General features: G+C 40.7%; 13 protein-coding genes. All 13 read left to right on the top strand.

Translation table 11 applies throughout. The features are described from left to right. Positions 1-4 precede the first annotated feature (4 nt). The 13 genes from V7077_RS13325 to V7077_RS13265 all read left to right on the top strand — a co-directional run bounded on the left by V7077_RS13325 (position 5) and on the right by V7077_RS13265 (position 17,043). Positions 5-2,254, top strand: a complete 2,250-nt coding sequence (locus V7077_RS13325; RefSeq protein WP_335502267.1) for a beta-L-arabinofuranosidase domain-containing protein — start codon at positions 5-7, stop codon at positions 2,252-2,254. 338 nt (positions 2,255-2,592) lie between these two features. After that, a complete protein-coding gene (gene araB / locus V7077_RS13320; protein WP_335502265.1) occupies positions 2,593-4,290 on the top strand; it encodes a ribulokinase in 1,698 nt (565 codons plus the stop codon). Continuing rightward, positions 4,284-4,979 carry an L-ribulose-5-phosphate 4-epimerase gene (gene araD / locus V7077_RS13315; protein WP_335502263.1) on the top strand — a complete coding sequence of 232 codons (696 nt, stop codon included), beginning with the start codon at positions 4,284-4,286 and terminating at the stop codon, positions 4,977-4,979. The genes araB and araD overlap by 7 nt, the downstream gene beginning before the upstream one ends. Before the next feature lie 118 nt (positions 4,980-5,097). Beyond that, positions 5,098-6,579: an L-arabinose isomerase gene (gene araA / locus V7077_RS13310; RefSeq protein ID WP_335502261.1), complete on the top strand. Its 1,482-nt coding sequence runs from the start codon at positions 5,098-5,100 to the stop codon at positions 6,577-6,579. Between the two features lie 176 nt (positions 6,580-6,755). Further along, on the top strand, positions 6,756-8,258 hold the full coding sequence (locus V7077_RS13305) for an alpha-N-arabinofuranosidase (RefSeq protein ID WP_420489648.1): 1,503 nt from the start codon (positions 6,756-6,758) through the stop codon (positions 8,256-8,258). Positions 8,259-8,279: 21 nt separating this feature from the next. After that, positions 8,280-8,552: a DUF6171 family protein gene (locus V7077_RS13300; protein ID WP_335502258.1), complete on the top strand. Its 273-nt coding sequence runs from the start codon at positions 8,280-8,282 to the stop codon at positions 8,550-8,552. A gap of 61 nt (positions 8,553-8,613) precedes the next feature. Continuing rightward, positions 8,614-10,125, top strand: a complete 1,512-nt coding sequence (gene arfA / locus V7077_RS13295; protein ID WP_335502256.1) for an arabinosylfuranosidase ArfA — start codon at positions 8,614-8,616, stop codon at positions 10,123-10,125. Between the two features lie 111 nt (positions 10,126-10,236). Further along, on the top strand, positions 10,237-11,289 hold the full coding sequence (locus V7077_RS13290) for an aldose epimerase family protein (protein ID WP_335502254.1): 1,053 nt from the start codon (positions 10,237-10,239) through the stop codon (positions 11,287-11,289). A 34-nt stretch (positions 11,290-11,323) separates the two neighbouring features. Continuing rightward, complete coding sequence (locus tag V7077_RS13285; protein ID WP_335502252.1) at positions 11,324-12,565, top strand: sn-glycerol-1-phosphate dehydrogenase; 1,242 nt, start codon at positions 11,324-11,326, stop codon at positions 12,563-12,565. A 23-nt stretch (positions 12,566-12,588) separates the two neighbouring features. After that, complete coding sequence (locus V7077_RS13280) at positions 12,589-13,539, top strand: glycoside hydrolase family 43 protein (RefSeq protein ID WP_335502250.1); 951 nt, start codon at positions 12,589-12,591, stop codon at positions 13,537-13,539. Positions 13,540-13,575: 36 nt separating this feature from the next. Then, a complete protein-coding gene (locus V7077_RS13275; protein WP_335502248.1) occupies positions 13,576-14,541 on the top strand; it encodes a glycoside hydrolase family 43 protein in 966 nt (321 codons plus the stop codon). Positions 14,542-14,683: 142 nt separating this feature from the next. Further along, positions 14,684-16,048: an MATE family efflux transporter gene (locus V7077_RS13270; RefSeq protein WP_335502246.1), complete on the top strand. Its 1,365-nt coding sequence runs from the start codon at positions 14,684-14,686 to the stop codon at positions 16,046-16,048. Between the two features lie 20 nt (positions 16,049-16,068). Next, the gene (locus tag V7077_RS13265) at positions 16,069-17,043 is read left to right on the top strand and encodes an aldo/keto reductase family protein (protein ID WP_335502244.1); all 975 of its coding nucleotides are present in this window, start codon (positions 16,069-16,071) and stop codon (positions 17,041-17,043) included. Positions 17,044-17,167: the final 124 nt, after the last annotated feature.

Raw genomic sequence — 17,167 nt, 5'->3', positions numbered from 1 at the left:
GAACATGAAGGTAAAAGCATTTAACCTTAACCGAGTTCGTATCACTGGGGGGCCATTGAAACACGCAATGGAATTAAATAAAACCTATTTATTGGAACTTGAGCCAGACAGACTTCTTTCAAGGTTTCGGGAATACGCAGGATTACAGCCAAAGGCAGCTCATTATGAAGGCTGGGAAGCACAAGGTATTTCCGGACATACGCTTGGGCATTATCTATCTGCCTGTGCGATGATGGCTGCTGCCAGCGGTGACAGTAGATTTGCTGAGCGGGTTCAATACATAGTTGACGAATTAGAGGAATGCCAAAAAGCACATGGTGATGGTTATATTTCAGGTATTCCCCGCGGTCGAGAAATCTTTAATGAGATTAAAAACGGGGATATTCGCTCTCAGGGCTTTGATTTAAATGGAGGATGGGTGCCTCTATATACGATGCACAAATTATATGCAGGTCTTCGAGATGCCTATCAGCTGACCAACAACGAAAAGGCGCTTACCATCGAGGAAAAGCTTGGGGTGTGGCTGGAAGATATCCTTGCTGGTCTTAATGACGACCAAGTACAAGAGATACTTAAATGCGAATTTGGCGGGATGTCGGAGGTGCTCGCTGACCTTGCCGTTGATTCTGGTGACGAAAGGTTTTGGAGATTATCGGAAAGATTTCATCATCACGAAGTACTTGATCCGCTTAGCAATCAAAAAGATGAATTGGCAGGCAAGCATGCAAATACCCAGATTCCAAAAATCGTTGGTTCGGCCCGTCAATTTGAAATTTCTAAAAAGGATTCCTATCGCGCTATCTCTGAATTCTTCTGGAATCAGGTTGTCCATCATCATTCTTATGTTATTGGCGGTAATAGCATGAATGAGCATTTTGGTGAAACCGGAAAATTGAGTGACCGTCTGGGTGCCTTTACGTGCGAAACCTGCAATTCTTATAACATGCTAAGGCTAACAAAACATCTTTTCCAATGGAATGTCTTGGCGGAGGAAGGCGATTATTATGAGAGAGTCTTATATAATCATATTCTTGCCTCTCAACATCCCGAAGACGGAACAGTGACTTACTTTGTTTCCTTAGATATGGGCGGCCATCGAGTATACAATTCAAAATTTAACGATTTTACCTGCTGTGTTGGTTCAGGAATGGAAAACCATTCTAGTTATGGGAATGCTCTTTATTTCCATGGAGACCAAGCACTTTATGTAAATCAATATGCGCCTTCGCGCTTAGAGTGGACAGAGATGGGCGTAACTGTTAATCAGGAAACCACTTACCCGGAAGGTGGTTATATAAAACTATTAGTGGAAACGTTGGTGCCAAAAGCATTTTCTCTATCGCTTCGGAATCCTTATTGGGCGGAGCAAGGGATAACGGTCAAGATAAACGGTATTCCTTATGAGCATAAAACAAAACCCTCAAGCTTTATTACGATCGATCGCCTCTGGGAAAATGGAGATACGGTAGAACTAGACATTCCAATGACAGTTCATTTAGAAAAAATGGAGGATCAACCTAATCGAATTGCCTTCATGTACGGACCACTCGTTCTAGCAGGAGATCTTGGCCCAATAAACCAAGGAGAGGAAGCGCGTGACCTGCTCTTCACTCCGGTATTAGTGACAAATGAGGAGGACATTCTCAACTATCTAAAGCCTGTACCGGACAAGTTAAATACATTTGTCTTGGATAAGCTCGGTTACCCTCGTGATGTGGAGTTAGCACCTTTTTACAGGATGCATGACCGCAGCACTACCGTATATTTTGACCTATTTTCAGAGGAAGAGTGGGAAAAAGCAGCCTTATTATATAAAACCTCCATTGAGAAGGAGCGTGAACTTCAACTTCGAACCATTGATTTTGTCCAGCCAGGTGAAATGCAGCCAGAGCGAGATCATGAGTTTACGGGCGAACATGTGGGCTTAGGGATTCACTCCAATCGTAAGTACAGGGACACCTGGCCTAACGGTTATTTTGTTTTCACCCTTAAAGTACTTTCTGATCAACCGAACGATCTTATTGTTATGTATACGAAAGAGATAGAGTCAATGACTGCTTTTGATTTAACCGTAGACGGTATCTTGTTAGATCAGGGAATCGTAGAACAGGAAGAAATGAACAAATTTGTGCTAATTAAATACGAGATTCCTGCTGAAACCACTTCTGGGAAGGAAAAAGTCAACGTCAAATTCCATGCACATCCAGGGGAAAAGGTTCCGAAGGTTTTTGGAATTCGCATGATAAAAGGATAGGTTCGTGTGAAAAAATGTAAAAATATATTTAAGTTTTCTAGATATTATCTTTACTATAATAATAAGAGTTTAAAAATTAATAGAAAACTTTAATTAATTTTTAAAATACCTTGAAAAAAAACAGATAGATGGTAAAATTTAATCAAGGTTATACGTACAAGTTAAAGTTGTTTGGTTAACTTGTAAGGAATACTAATAAGGGTACACTATATTAGCTAATCTTGTACGTATAAAAAATATATTTATAGAATAACTGAAGACGCGATTAATCTTTAAAGATTAAATAAAATTTTTTACCAGATTTGTAAACGTATTCTTATAAAGGACAGGTGATTTTCATGGCGAAATATACGATTGGTGTAGATTATGGCACACAATCAGGAAGAGCTGTACTTGTTGAAGTAGGAACCGGCCGTGAAGTGGCAACGGCTGTGAAACCATACACACATGGGGTTATGGATGAATTTCTCCCTAATGGAACCACAAAATTAGAGCATGATTGGGCCCTGCAGCATCCTGCAGATTATCTTGAAGTATTACAGGTAACCATACCTGAAGTATTAAAAAACGCACAAGTTACAGCAGACGATGTGATCGGCTTAGGGATTGATTTTACAGCTTGTACGGTCCTTCCAATTGATGCAAATGGAACACCATTATGCTTTAAAGATGAATTTATTAATCATCCACATAGCTATGTGAAGCTTTGGAAACACCATGCCGCACAAGATGAAGCAAATCGTTTAAATGATATTGCCGAAGAACGTGGAGAAAAGTTTTTACAGCGCTATGGCGGGAAAATTTCTTCCGAGTGGCTATTTCCAAAGGTTTGGCAGATTCTGAATGAGGCACCTGAAATTTACCAAGCAGCAGATCAAATTCTGGAAGCAACTGACTGGGTGATTTCCGAGTTAACAGGGGAAATCAACCGAAACAGTTGTACAGCTGGATACAAAGCGATTTGGCATAAGCAAGATGGTTATCCATCAAATGAATTCTTCAAAGCACTTGACCCTCGCCTGGAAAAGGTAGTCGAAGAAAAACTTTCTACTAACATAGTTCCAATTGGGTCAAAGGCAGGGGAAATTACTAAAAAGGCCGCTAAACTTACCGGTCTAAAACCTGGTACTGCCGTAGCCGTTGCGAACGTAGACGCACACGTTGCTGTTCCAGCCGTTGGGATTACTGAACCCGGTAAATTGTTAATGATTATGGGAACTTCCACTTGTCACATTCTTTTGGGAGAAGAAGAAAAAATTGTACCAGGTATGTGCGGTGTAGTTGAAGATGGTGTTATCCCTGGATATATGGGGTATGAAGCCGGCCAATCTTGTGTGGGTGATCACTTTGAATGGTTTACAGAAAACTGTGTACCTGCAAGCTACCACGAAGAAGCAAAAGAAAGAGGAATCAATATACACCAATTATTAACGGAAAAGGCAAGTCAGTTGCAAGTGGGTGAAAGCGGTCTCCTTGCCTTAGATTGGTGGAATGGTAATCGTTCAACGCTTGTTGATGCAGACCTAACCGGTGTTCTTCTTGGGGCAACTCTATTAACGAAGCCGGAAGAGATGTATCGTGCCTTAATTGAAGCAACTGCCTATGGTACGCGCATGATTGTTGAAACCTTCCGTAAAAATGGAGTTCCGGTAAATGAAGTATACGCTGCAGGCGGAATTGCTGAGAAAAATGCGATGATGATGCAAATTTATGCTGATGTATTAAGTATGGATATTAAGATCTCCGCTTCTTCACAAACCCCAGCCCTCGGTTCTGCAATGTTCGGAGCTGTTGCAGCAGGAAAAGAGCGGGGCGGATATGACAGCATTACAGAGGCAGCAAAAGATATGGGAAGAGTGAAAGATTACATCTATCAGCCTATTAAAGAGAATGCGCAGGTTTATCATCAACTTTTCACTGAATATGCACGTCTCTATGACTACTTTGGACGCGGCGAAAACAATGTCATGAAAACCTTAAAAAATATTAAAAAGGATAGCTCCTTAGGGAAAAAGGAGGAAGAAACAGTATGCTAGAACGTTTGAAAAGAGAGGTTCTGGAAGCTAACTTAGCGCTTCCAGAACATGGTCTGGTTACGTTTACTTGGGGAAATGTTAGTGGAATCGACCGTGAAACAGGCCTCGTTGTGATTAAACCAAGTGGTGTTCCGTATGATGAGTTACAAATTGATGATCTAGTTGTCTTAGATTTAGATGGAAACATCGTGGAAGGGAACTTAAGACCTTCTTCCGATACACCAACACACCTTTCCTTGTATCGTGCTTTCCCGCAAATCGGAGGAATTGTTCATACTCACTCCCCTGGTGCGACAAGCTGGGCACAGGCAGGACGTCCAATTCCGGCACTCGGAACAACACATGCGGATTATTTTTACGGGGAAATTCCTTGTACACGCAAGTTGACTCAAACAGAAATTGACCGGGGTTATGAGCTTGAAACGGGAAATGTCATTATCGAGACCTTTGAAAAGGAAGGACTTGACCCTGTGGCCATGCCTGGAATTTTATTATCAGGTCATGCTCCATTTAGCTGGGGGAAGAATGCCAATCAAGCGGTGCATAATGCAGTTGTTCTAGAAGAAGTCGCTAAAATGGCGTTAAACACATTTACGCTTAACCCGCAAATTGAGCCAATCGACCAATTCCTGCTTGATAAGCATTATCTTCGAAAGCATGGTGCTAACGCTTATTACGGACAAAAGTAGTAGTTTAAGAGGAATACCCACGCCAGCATAAAGGATAACTTGTACGGATGTTCTAGTGGTTGAATGAGAAAACATGAATTGATCATACCTATCTTTTATATACTTAGGAGGAATTACCTTGTTAACAACAAAAGCTTATGAATTCTGGTTTGTAACAGGAAGTCAATTATTATATGGAGAAGATGTTCTTCGGCAGGTTGAAGAAAACTCAAAAACGATTGTAAATGGATTGGATTCTGCTGTACCTTATAAATTAATTTTTAAATCAGTCGTAAAGGATTCTGATTCCATCCGCAAATTAATCCTAGAAGCAAATGCGGATGAAAATTGCGCCGGTATCATTACTTGGATGCACACATTCTCACCATCAAAAATGTGGATTGCAGGTCTTTCGGCATTGCAAAAGCCATATCTGCATTTGGCAACCCAATTTAACCGTGATATCCCTTGGGATTCAATCGATATGGATTTCATGAACTTGAATCAAGCTGCACACGGTGACCGCGAACATGGATTCATCGCAGCACGCATGAATGTAAAACGTAAGGTTGTCGTTGGTCATTGGGAAAACCGAGAAGTAAGAGAACGTATTGGCAGCTGGATGAGAACTGCAGCTGCATTCGAGGAAAGTAAGACCCTTAAGGTTGCAAGATTTGGTGACAATATGCGCGAAGTAGCGGTAACAGAAGGGGATAAGGTAGAAGCGCAAATCAAGTTTGGCTGGACAGTCAACGGTTATGGTGTAGGCGACCTTGTTCAACGCATGAACGATGTTACAGAACAAGAGATTGACCAGTTAATGGCTGAATACGAAGAGCAATACGATATTACCCCAGAAGGATTGACTGATGGTCCAGTTCGTGATTCCATCCGTTATCAAGCTAGAATTGAACTTGGTATGAAGGCATTTTTAACAGAAGGCGGTTATACTGCATTCACAACTACTTTTGAAGATTTACACGGTATTCGTCAGCTTCCTGGTTTAGCCGTACAACGTTTAATGGAACAAGGCTACGGTTTCGCTGGTGAGGGTGACTGGAAAACAGCAGCTCTTGTTCGATTGATGAAAATTATTGCCGGTAATGAAGGAACATCCTTCATGGAAGATTATACGTATCATTTTGAGCCAGGGAATGAAATGGTTCTTGGTTCTCACATGCTTGAAGTGTGCCCAACCATTGCTGCTACTCGCCCGAGAATCGAAGTTCATCCACTTGGAATCGGCGGTAAAGAAGACCCTGCACGAATTGTATTTAATGGAAAAGGCGGCTGCTCAGCCTTAAATGCAACCATCGTGGACCTCGGACATCGTTTCCGTCTACTTGTAAATGAAGTAGATGCGGTTGAGATTGAAAGAGATATGCCAAAGCTTCCTGTTGCACGTGTACTTTGGAAGACCCAGCCATCTTTAAGTCAAGCAGTCGAAAACTGGATCCAAGCGGGCGGAGCACACCACACAGGCTTCTCTTATAAAGTAACAACTGAACAGCTTAGAGATTTTGCTGAACTGGCAGGGATTGAGTTCCTAGTAATCAATAATGATACAAACACTCATGCATTTACTAACGAAATTCGCTGGAACAACGTTATTTTCCGTTAGACTTTTTTTGAAAGAGTTTATATCCATACTAAATATAACATCAGGGCTATTAGAAGATTAATAGCCCTGATGTTAAATTGGCACAACTTTTCAATGCTAATTAAAGATTGTTTATAATCATCTGCGGCAATCAAACAAGGATTGTGAACTCCTTTTAATACTATCACTCTCATAAAATGGAGGCGTTACTATTGGCAAATCAAGTCATTATCAACACTGATATCCCAAAAGGAAAAATCAATAAAAATATCTATGGTCATTTCGCAGAGCACCTTGGAAGATGTATTTATGAAGGAATTTGGGTGGGAGAGGATTCCTCCATCCCCAATACAAAAGGGATTCGCAATGATGTATTGGCAGCATTAAAGAATATTAAAGTTCCGGTTCTTCGCTGGCCGGGCGGATGTTTTGCCGATGAATACCACTGGAAAGATGGTATTGGTCCTAAGGAAAATCGTAAACGCATGGTTAATACTCACTGGGGCGGTGTCGTTGAAAACAACCACTTTGGTACACACGAATTTATGCTTCTTTGTGAGTTATTAGAGTGTGAGCCATATATTTGCGGAAATGTTGGAAGCGGAACGGTTCAAGAGATGTCTGAATGGGTTGAATACATGACCTTTGAAGGCGAATCACCAATGGCCAACTGGCGTCTTGAAAACGGCCGTGAAGAGCCATGGAAATTAAAATATTTTGGTGTAGGAAACGAAAACTGGGGCTGCGGCGGAAACATGCGTCCTGAATATTATGCTGATCTATATCGCAGATACCAAACCTATGTAAGAAACTATGGAAATAACAAAGTTTATAAAATTGCCGGCGGCGCGAATGTAGACGACTACAACTGGACAGAAGTGTTAATGAAAAATGCCCACTGGTTAATGGATGGCCTAAGCCTTCACTATTACACCATTCCAGGAGATTTCTGGTTAGGCAAAGGCTCTGCCATTGATTTCCCAGAAGATGAATGGTTCATTACTATGAAAAAGGCGCTTCATATGGATGAGTTAATTACAAAGCACAGCACAATTATGGATAAGTACGACCCACAAAAACGAATTGGCATGATCATTGATGAGTGGGGTACATGGTTTGACGTAGAACCAGGTACAAATCCAGGATTCCTTTATCAGCAAAATACGATCCGTGATGCATTAGTGGCTGGTTTACATTTTAACATTTTCCATAACCATGCTGATCGTGTTCAAATGACAAATATTGCCCAAACGGTTAACGTGCTTCAAGCGATGATTCTAACAGAAGGCGAGCAAATGATCCTTACTCCGACCTACCACGTATTTGATATGTACAAAGTTCACCAGGATGCAGAAGTTTTAGCCGTTGATTCTTCATTTGGTACATACGAGTTAAACGGTGAAACATTACCTCAAGTAACCGTATCTGCATCAAAAAATGCAGAAGGAAAGATTCACGTAAGCTTATGTAATATCAACCACCAAAACGGGGCTGAATTAGATTTAGATCTTCGAGGTATTAATGCAGCGAATACAAAGGTGACAGGCACCATTATCACTGCGGACACGATGAATGCTCATAACACTTTTGAACAGCCGGATGTTGTTAAGCCTGTTGAATTCACTGGTGCAGCTGTTGAAAATAATAAATTGGCCATCAAGCTTCCAGCAATGTCTGTTGTGACATTAGTTATTGAATAACAGAAAGAGAGGGGAATGACAGTGAATCAAAAAAGTCTGTGCAAGGGCTGCGTGGAAAGTGTAATTGTAACGGAAGAGATCATTCAAGAATTAGTTAGGGAAGCTGAAGAAAATCCGACTGTTATCGTTTCTGACGAGATCTACCTAGCAAGACTAAAGACTTGTGAAAACTGTCCTTCCCTGCAATATGGCACCACTTGTGCACATAGCGGATGTATTGTCCGCTACCGGGCAAAGTTTAAAAACAAAAGCTGTCCATATGCAGGAAAACCAAAATGGCAAAAGATCAGTTAACTACTTAATAATCTTTCCGTTTACTAGACTATTAACAAAGACAGGGGAGGTAAATCAGAACATGGCCAAAAATAAAGCAAAAATGATCCTAGAAAAGGATTTTAAAATCGCTGAAATTGATAATCGTATATATGGTTCTTTTATTGAACACTTAGGACGTGCCGTATACGGTGGTATTTATGAACCTGGTCATCCTCAAGCAGATGAAAAAGGCTTCCGTCAAGACGTGATTGAACTGGTAAAAGAACTGCAAGTACCACTTGTCCGTTATCCAGGCGGAAACTTTGTATCCGGATACAATTGGGAAGATGGTGTAGGACCTGTTGAAAGCCGCCCGCGTCGTTTAGAACTAGCATGGCGTACAACGGAAACAAACGAAATGGGTACGAATGAGTTCATGAAATGGGCCCAGCTTGTAAACGCGGATGTAAACATGGCCGTTAACCTTGGAACACGCGGTATTGATGCAGCGCGTAATTTAGTAGAGTACTGTAATCATCCAGGCGGTTCTTTTTATAGTGATTTACGAATTTCCCATGGAGTAAAAGATCCTTATAACATTAAGACCTGGTGTTTAGGGAACGAAATGGATGGTCCTTGGCAGATTGGTCACAAGACTGCTGCTGAATATGGCCGTCTTGCCCAAGAAGCGGCAAAAGTAATGAAGTGGGTTGACCCTTCAATTGAGCTAGTTGCCTGCGGAAGCTCGAACAGAAATATGCCTACATTTGCAGATTGGGAAGCGACAGTTCTTGATCATACCTATGATCATGTTGAGTTTATTTCTCTGCATCAATATTACGGCAACCGTGACAATGAAATTTCAAACTATTTAGCTCTATCCTTAGAAATGGATGATTTTATTAAATCAGTCATTTCAATTGCTGACTACATTAAAGCGAAAAAACGCGGCAAAAAGAATATTAATCTATCTTTTGATGAGTGGAATGTTTGGTATCACAGTAATGAGCAGGATAAAAAAATTGAACCATGGAGCATTGCACCACCACAGTTAGAGGATATTTATAACTTTGAAGATGCTTTATTAGTAGGCTGTATGCTGATTACACTGCTAAAACATGCGGACCGTGTGAAAATTGCCTGCCTGGCACAATTGGTGAATGTTATTGCGCCAATTATGACAGAAGATAACGGACCTGCATGGAAACAAACGATTTTCTATCCATACATGCATACATCTGTATTTGGCCGTGGAGTTTCACTGAATCCTATCATTTCAAGTCCTAAATATGATAGCAAGGATTTTACAGATGTTCCATATTTAGAGTCAACGGCTGTTTACAATGAAGAGGAAGAAACATTAACCATCTTTGCAGTAAACCGTCACCTTCAAGAAGGCTTAGACCTAGAAGTGGATATCCGTAATTTTGAAGGCTACGAAGTAGTCGAGCATATTGTCCTGGAAAATGACGATATAAAGCAAACGAATTCAGCTAAGGGAACACCTGTAGCTCCTCATTCAAATGGAAATGCTAAGACCGAGAATGGCTGCGTAACGGCTGTACTTCCGAAACTTTCTTGGAATGTAATCCGTTTGGCGAAACGTATGTAATTCTTTCTCTTCCATATCTTTTTAGTCAACTAGACTAAGAGGATATGGCCTATTTTTTATTTGAATGATATGCACGTAAGTGATCACACAGGAATGAAAGGCAGGATTAATATGAAGGTTATCCAAGAAAAGTTTGGTGAATTAAACAATCAAACGGTTCATTCTTATACACTCGTTAACGACCATGGTATGGAGCTTACTTGTATTAATTATGGTTGTATTATTACGAAAATCATCACTCCCGATCAGAACGGGAATTTTGAAAATATTGTTTTAGGATATGATACATTGGAAGAATATGTGAGTGGCAGTTATTTCTTCGGTACAGTTGTCGGACGTGTAGCCGGCCGCATAAAGGGCGGATCGTTTGAACTTGACGGAAAAACTTATACACTCGCAAAAAATGAAAACAACAACCATCTCCATGGGGGGAATAAAGGGTTCGATAAAGTAATTTGGAATGCATCTATTAAAGAGAATGACGAAGAAGTAAGTGTTCAATTTGCGTACCTGAGCCCTGATGGTGAAGAGGGTTACCCAGGAAATGTAAATATAAAGGTAACTTATACACTTAATAATCAGAATGAACTAACCATTCACTATTCAGGAATTTCGGATGAAAAGACATTATTAAATATGACCAATCACTCCTATTTTAACCTAAGTGGAAATATTAAACGGGATATTCTTAATCATTCACTATCGATGAAAAGTGATAAGTTTTTAGAATTAAATGATGAATTGCTTCCAACCGGAGAACTGCTGGACGTTCTTGGGACACCATTTGATTTTACTGGTGAACGATTAATTCAAACGGGTGTTGTAGCCGATCATCCGCAAAATCAATTAGCAGACCAGGGATATGATCATCCTTTTTTACTATCAACCAACCATGACCAAGAAATTGTTCTTACAGATGCCGAGAGCGGTCGTACATTGATCATTGAAACCGATGAGCCTGGAGTCGTTGTCTACTCAGGAAACCAAATGAAATCAGAAGGTGAGATCTACGGTGTTCCATCCCGTAAATACCTTGGGATTTGTTTAGAAACTCAAGGGTTGCCAGATGCCATCCACCACCCTAACTTTCCTTCATGGATCTTAGAAAAAGATCAAGAGTACACATCCGTGACGAAGTATAAATTCGGGGTTGCAGTTAATTAGGTTTAAAAAAGTTGAAGGAGCAGGAGGAACGATAATGGAAAAAATAATCACTGAAATGATGAGACTAGCCAATAGTTGTCACTGCGGCAATCATCATAATCAGATTCCGATTGAGACCATTTTAGTAGGGAAAAATGTACTAGGGGAAGCTGCTGCTTATATGGAAAAGAAATCATTTAAAAAAGCAGTCATCATTGCAGACGAGCAGACTTTTCGTGTTGCGGGGGAAAAACTAACCAATCATTTATCAACAACAAAGGTTGGCTATTCTACCTGTTTGCTGCAGCCTGACGAGAATAATGATGTTGTAGCAGACGAGAAGTCTTTAGTACAAGCATTGTTGGAAACGTCACAAGAGACTGATGTGATTTTAGCGGTAGGGTCCGGAACGATCCACGATATTGCTCGTTTTACAAGTACTAAAATGAAAATTCCATTCATTTCTGTTCCTACTGCTCCTTCCGTTGATGGATTTACATCTATGGGAGCCCCCCTTATTGTGAGAGGAATGAAGAAAACCTTCCAAATGATGGCGCCTATTGCCGTATTTGCTGATTTAAACGTATTAAAAAATGCACCAAAGAAAATGATTGCGGCAGGATTTGGGGATATGTTAGCCAAATATACATCCCTTGCGGATTGGAAATTTGGACAAATGACTTATGGTGAATCCTATTGTCCCCTTGTTGCAAACATTACGAGAGAAGCTCTTCATTTATGTGTTGAAAATACAGATAAAATTGCGGCCGCTGATGAGGAAGGGATCCGCATTTTAATTGAAGCCCTCATTCACTCTGGATTAGCGATGTTACTATTTGGTCAATCACATCCTGCTTCAGGAGGGGAGCATCACCTCTCACACTATTGGGAGATGGAATTCTTACGACAAAACCGCCCGCAAGTCCTTCATGGGGCCAAGGTGGGGGTGGCGGTTGCGCTCCTAGCAGATGTATATGAAAGGGAATTCATCCCATCCATCTCTTTACTGAGAAAATTAGATGATACGATTAAAACGCTTGAAGACTATAGTATCGTTAGAAACATTAAAGAAAACATTGAAGAAATTAAAGCTGTCTACGCAGCTATACCAAAAGCTTCTCAACTGCGTGAACTTATCGAAAAAGTTGGAGGCGAAACTCTGCCGGGCCAACTGGGGATTGACGGAAATCTTGTCATGAGAGGTTTAACCGAAGCCCATCATTTAAGAGATCGTTTTACAGCGCTAAAGTTTTTAAATGAGGTAATTAAAGCTAACCATCATGTTGAAGTAAGGTAAATGAAAGAGAAAGGTGATCAAATATGCCTAAGAATGAAACATTAAATAACCCCATCGTCGAGCAGCGTGCTGATCCATGGGTATATAAACATACAGATGGTCACTACTATTTCACAGCGTCTGTTCCGGAATATGACCGAATTGAAGTCAGAAGGTCTGCAACCATACAAGGGTTGGGTGAAGCAGCCCCTGTCGTTGCTTGGAGAAAACATGAAGAAGGCCCGATGAGCGCCAATATTTGGGCCCCCGAAATCCATTATATAAATGGAAAATGGTACATCTATTATGCAGCTGCAAGGGAAGATGAGATTTTTGACCATCGCATGTATGTCATCGAAAACGATTCCCAAAATCCTTTAGAGGGAACTTGGGTAGAAAAAGGCCAAGTGAAAACAGAATGGGAGTCATTCTCTCTGGATGCGACTACCTTTGAGCATAAGGGGCAAAGGTATTATGTTTGGGCACAAAGAGACCCTGAAATTGTTGGCAACTCCAACCTTTACATTGCAAAAATGGTCAATCCTTGGACGATTGAAGGACCTCAAGTGATGATCACAAAGCCTGAATATGATTGGGAAACCATTGGCTTCTTGGTAAACGAAGGAGCAGCCGTCTTAAAGAGAAATGGAAAAATCTTCATTTCCTATTCTGCAAGTGCCACAGACTACAATTATTGTATGGGCCTCCTTTCTGTAGATGAAAATAGTGATTTATTAGACCCTGCATCGTGGGAAAAATCAGAAACACCTGTATTTCAAACAAATGTAGAAAACAGTCAATACGGACCGGGACATAACAGTTTCACAGTATCAGAAGACGGAAGACAAGATATTTTGATCTATCATGCTCGTAACTATCGCGATATTGAGGGCGACCCGTTATGGGATCCAAATCGTCATACTCGGGCTCAAGTGTTTACTTGGAATGAAGATGGAACACCGAATTTTGGGGTACCAGTCGCCGATGCAAAATAATATTGAATAGCTTACATTTTTGGAAGGAAGATTACGATGGTAAAAGTAACAATCGAAGAGTCAAAAACAGCACAGGATCTGATTATCGAGCAGAGAGCGGATCCATGGGTTTATAAACATACGGATGGATATTATTATTTTACCGCATCTGTTCCTGAATATGACCGTATCGAGGTTAGACGTTCAAAAACCATTCAGGGTATAGCCGATGCAGAACCTGTTACCGCTTGGGAAAAACATGAAACTGGACCATTAAGTGCGCTGATTTGGGCTCCAGAGATTCACTTTATTAATGGCAGCTGGTACATTTATTTCGCTGCTGCACCATCAAAAGAAATAATCGATGGGCTCTTTCAACATCGCATGTTTGTGATTGAAAACAAATCAGCTAATCCGTTAGAAGGGACATGGGAAGAAAAGGGACAAATTAAAACCGCTTGGGAATCATTTGCATTAGATGCAACAACGTTCGAGCATAAAGGACAGCAATATCTTGTCTGGGCTCAAAAGGATCCTAACATCAGAGGTAATTCTAATTTATATATTGCTCCATTAGAAAACCCTTGGACGATCAAAGGGTCGCAAGTGATGATTGCTAAACCGGAATATGATTGGGAAACGATTGGATTCTGGGTGAATGAAGGGCCAGCTGTACTAAAGAGAAATGGTAAGCTCTTTATTTCCTATTCCGGAAGTGCAACGGACGAGAATTATTGCATGGGCCTTTTGATTGCAGATGAATCAAGTGATGTGTTGAACCCAAATTCATGGAGTAAATCGGAATCACCGGTATTTAAAACTAATTATGAAGCAGGCCAATATGGTCCAGGACATAATAGTTTTACAGTTTCCGAAGATGGAAGCAAGGATATACTTGTCTATCATGTAAGGAATTATACAGAAATTGTCGGAGATCCACTTTATGATCCAAACCGCCACACTTGCGCGAAAGAGTTTACCTGGAATCCAGATGGTACTCCAAACCTAGGTTTTCCTAGTTAACTCTAAAAATAATTAGCAGAATAGGTTCATATCTTTTCTGGATATGAATCTTTTTCTGTAAAAAAAGCGATCTATATGAAGAGGCCGGCTGGTCTTGGCGTAGAGCATTTATGATGTGAAATTTTATAAGGTGGACAGGAAAATGGGAACTTCAATTGATCAAAGAAACATGAGACTAAGAACTATCACATGGCCTATTTTCATAGAGTTATTCTTGCAAACAATCATGGGCAGTACCGACACCATTATGCTCTCGCATATTTCTGATCACGTAGTAGCAGCTGTTGGTGTTGCCAACCAGCTTGTCTTTTTTACGATACTGATTTTCAGTTTTACTGCAACAGGAACGGCGGTTCTTGTTTCACAATATTTAGGTGCGGGAATGAGAAAAGACGCAAAGCAAGCATCAGCTATATCCATATCTATTAATCTAGTCATCGGATTAGTGGTTAGTTTGTTAATGGTCATATTTAAGGGGCCGCTTTTAGCAATGTTCCATCTTAAACCGGATATTGCCGAAATAGGTTATGAATATTTATCTATTGTGGGCGGGACCCTGTTTTTGCAGGCTGTCCTCGTTACAGTTTCCTCTATTTTAAGAGCACACGGCTTTACAAGAGAAGCCATGTTTGTCTCTGTGATGATGAATGTAATTCACTTAGCAGGCAATAGTATTGTTATTTTTGGATTATTTGGATTCCCGGTGCTGGGAGTTAAAGGTGTTGCTATTTCAACTGCTTTAAGCCGGGCTGCTGCTTTACTTATAGCATTTATCCTTATGTATAGAAGGCTTCCAATAGCTATAAAAAAGGAAGATTATTTTAACTTCCAAATATCGCAAATTAAAAAAATCTTAAAAATTGGCATACCGGCTGCTAGTGAACAAATTAGCTATAATACGAGCCAGATGGCGATGACTGCTATTACCGCGATTATTGGAGCGGCCGCTCTTTCCACTCGAGTGTATACCTGGAATATCATGTCGTTCATCATGTTATTTGGATTAGCGATGGGGCAGGGAACGCAAATTCTGATTGGATATAGAGTAGGGGCAGGAGATTTTGAAGGTGCCTATCGTCAATTACTGAAAAGTTTAAAATATAGCTTTGTTATTACCATTTTCATCTCGATTTTAGTTGCTATTTTTAGAGAAGATATTATGCGCATCTTTACAAATGATAAAGAAATTATCCATACGGGTGGTAAGTTATTACTATTGTGTTTGATACTCGAACCGGGCCGTACCTTTAACATCTTGGTCGTCAACTCACTCCGCGCAACCGGTGATGCCGCGTTTTCAGTAAAAATAGGCGTGCTATCCATGTGGGGGATTGCTGTACCCATTTCCTACTTTTTAGGGATTCATTTGGGATTAGGCTTGGCTGGAATTTGGATTGCCTTTATCGTCGATGAATGGGAAAGAGGCATTGTCATGTATTTCAGATGGAGAAGCCGGGCATGGGAGAAAAAAGTATTGGTTGTTAATTCGAAAACGGCATATCAATGAAAGTGAAGGGGATTGAAATAATGAAATATCGCAGACTTGGAAATAGCGGTTTAAAGGTTAGTGAAATTGGTTTAGGAAGCTGGTTAACATATGGTAAGGCTGTTACTGACAATACAGCACATGACTGCATCCATAAAGCATATGAACAGGGTATAAATTTTTTTGATACTGCAAATGCCTACGAAGGCGGGAAAGCAGAAGAGGTTCTTGGTGAAGCACTAAAAGTTTATCCAAGGAGTAGTTATGTAGTCGCCACGAAGCTATTCTTCCCAATGGGGGATCGGCCTAATGAGCGCGGCCTTTCAAGGAAACATATCGTTGAACAATGTGACGCCAGTCTCAAGCGGCTTGGCCTGGACTATATTGATTTGTACCAATGTCATCGCTTTGATTCAGAGGTACCAGTTGAGGAAACCCTATATGCTTTAGATGATTTAATCAGGCAAGGGAAAATATTGTATGCAGGCGTCAGTGAATGGAGTGCTGCCCAAATTGAAAACGCTGTGGGAATCGGTAAGACCCATCACTTACGGCCGATTATTTCCAATCAGCCAATCTACAACATGTTTGAGAGATATATAGAAAAGGAGATTCTGCCGGTTTGTACGGAAAAAGGAATCGGCCAAATTGTCTTTTCACCATTAGCCCAAGGCGTTTTAACAGGAAAGTATAAACCTAATACAGAAAAGCCTGAAGACAGCCGCGCAGCGAATGATTCGACTAACTGGGTCATTAATAGTTATTTCCGGAATGATGTTCTGGAATGTGTACAGCAATTGAGGGGTGTGGCTGAGGAGTTAGGCTTAACCTTGAGCCAGCTGGCACTTGCCTGGATTCTTCGTCATCCTAGTATTAGTTCAGCAATTATTGGGGCCAGCCGTCCAGAGCAAGTGGTGGAGAATGTTAGAGCAGTAGATGTGGTATTAACTCATGATGTATTGGATGAGATTGAAAACATACTAGAACAGGTAAAAGATTTTGCGCCGTTAAGGTAGAAGCTACGGTTTGAATAAATGTCCTTTAGGGAATTCTATAAGACAAAAACAATACCACTATATGATTTGTCCAATAGAAAGAGTCTATAAGACAAAAACCATGGGGAATCTAGGAAAACTGTCC

It is taken from the genome of Neobacillus vireti, assembly GCF_036962465.1.
Taxonomy (GTDB): Bacteria; Bacillota; Bacilli; order Bacillales; family Cytobacillaceae; genus Neobacillus; species Neobacillus vireti_B.
This window is presented reverse-complemented; position numbering and strand designations above follow the sequence as displayed.

Bases quoted from the DNA above. Each gene is read 5' to 3' on its own strand.
- V7077_RS13325 (WP_335502267.1), top strand. From the start codon at position 5: ATGAAGGTAAAAGCATTTAACCTTAACCGAGTTCGTATCACTGGGGGG.
- araB (WP_335502265.1), top strand. From the start codon at position 2,593: ATGGCGAAATATACGATTGGTGTAGATTATGGCACACAATCAGGAAGA.
- araD (WP_335502263.1), top strand. From the start codon at position 4,284: ATGCTAGAACGTTTGAAAAGAGAGGTTCTGGAAGCTAACTTAGCGCTT.
- V7077_RS13305 (WP_420489648.1), top strand. From the start codon at position 6,756: ATGGAGGCGTTACTATTGGCAAATCAAGTCATTATCAACACTGATATC.
- arfA (WP_335502256.1), top strand. From the start codon at position 8,614: ATGGCCAAAAATAAAGCAAAAATGATCCTAGAAAAGGATTTTAAAATC.
- V7077_RS13290 (WP_335502254.1), top strand. From the start codon at position 10,237: ATGAAGGTTATCCAAGAAAAGTTTGGTGAATTAAACAATCAAACGGTT.
- V7077_RS13285 (WP_335502252.1), top strand. From the start codon at position 11,324: ATGGAAAAAATAATCACTGAAATGATGAGACTAGCCAATAGTTGTCAC.
- V7077_RS13280 (WP_335502250.1), top strand. From the start codon at position 12,589: ATGCCTAAGAATGAAACATTAAATAACCCCATCGTCGAGCAGCGTGCT.
- V7077_RS13275 (WP_335502248.1), top strand. From the start codon at position 13,576: ATGGTAAAAGTAACAATCGAAGAGTCAAAAACAGCACAGGATCTGATT.
- V7077_RS13270 (WP_335502246.1), top strand. From the start codon at position 14,684: ATGGGAACTTCAATTGATCAAAGAAACATGAGACTAAGAACTATCACA.
- V7077_RS13265 (WP_335502244.1), top strand. From the start codon at position 16,069: ATGAAATATCGCAGACTTGGAAATAGCGGTTTAAAGGTTAGTGAAATT.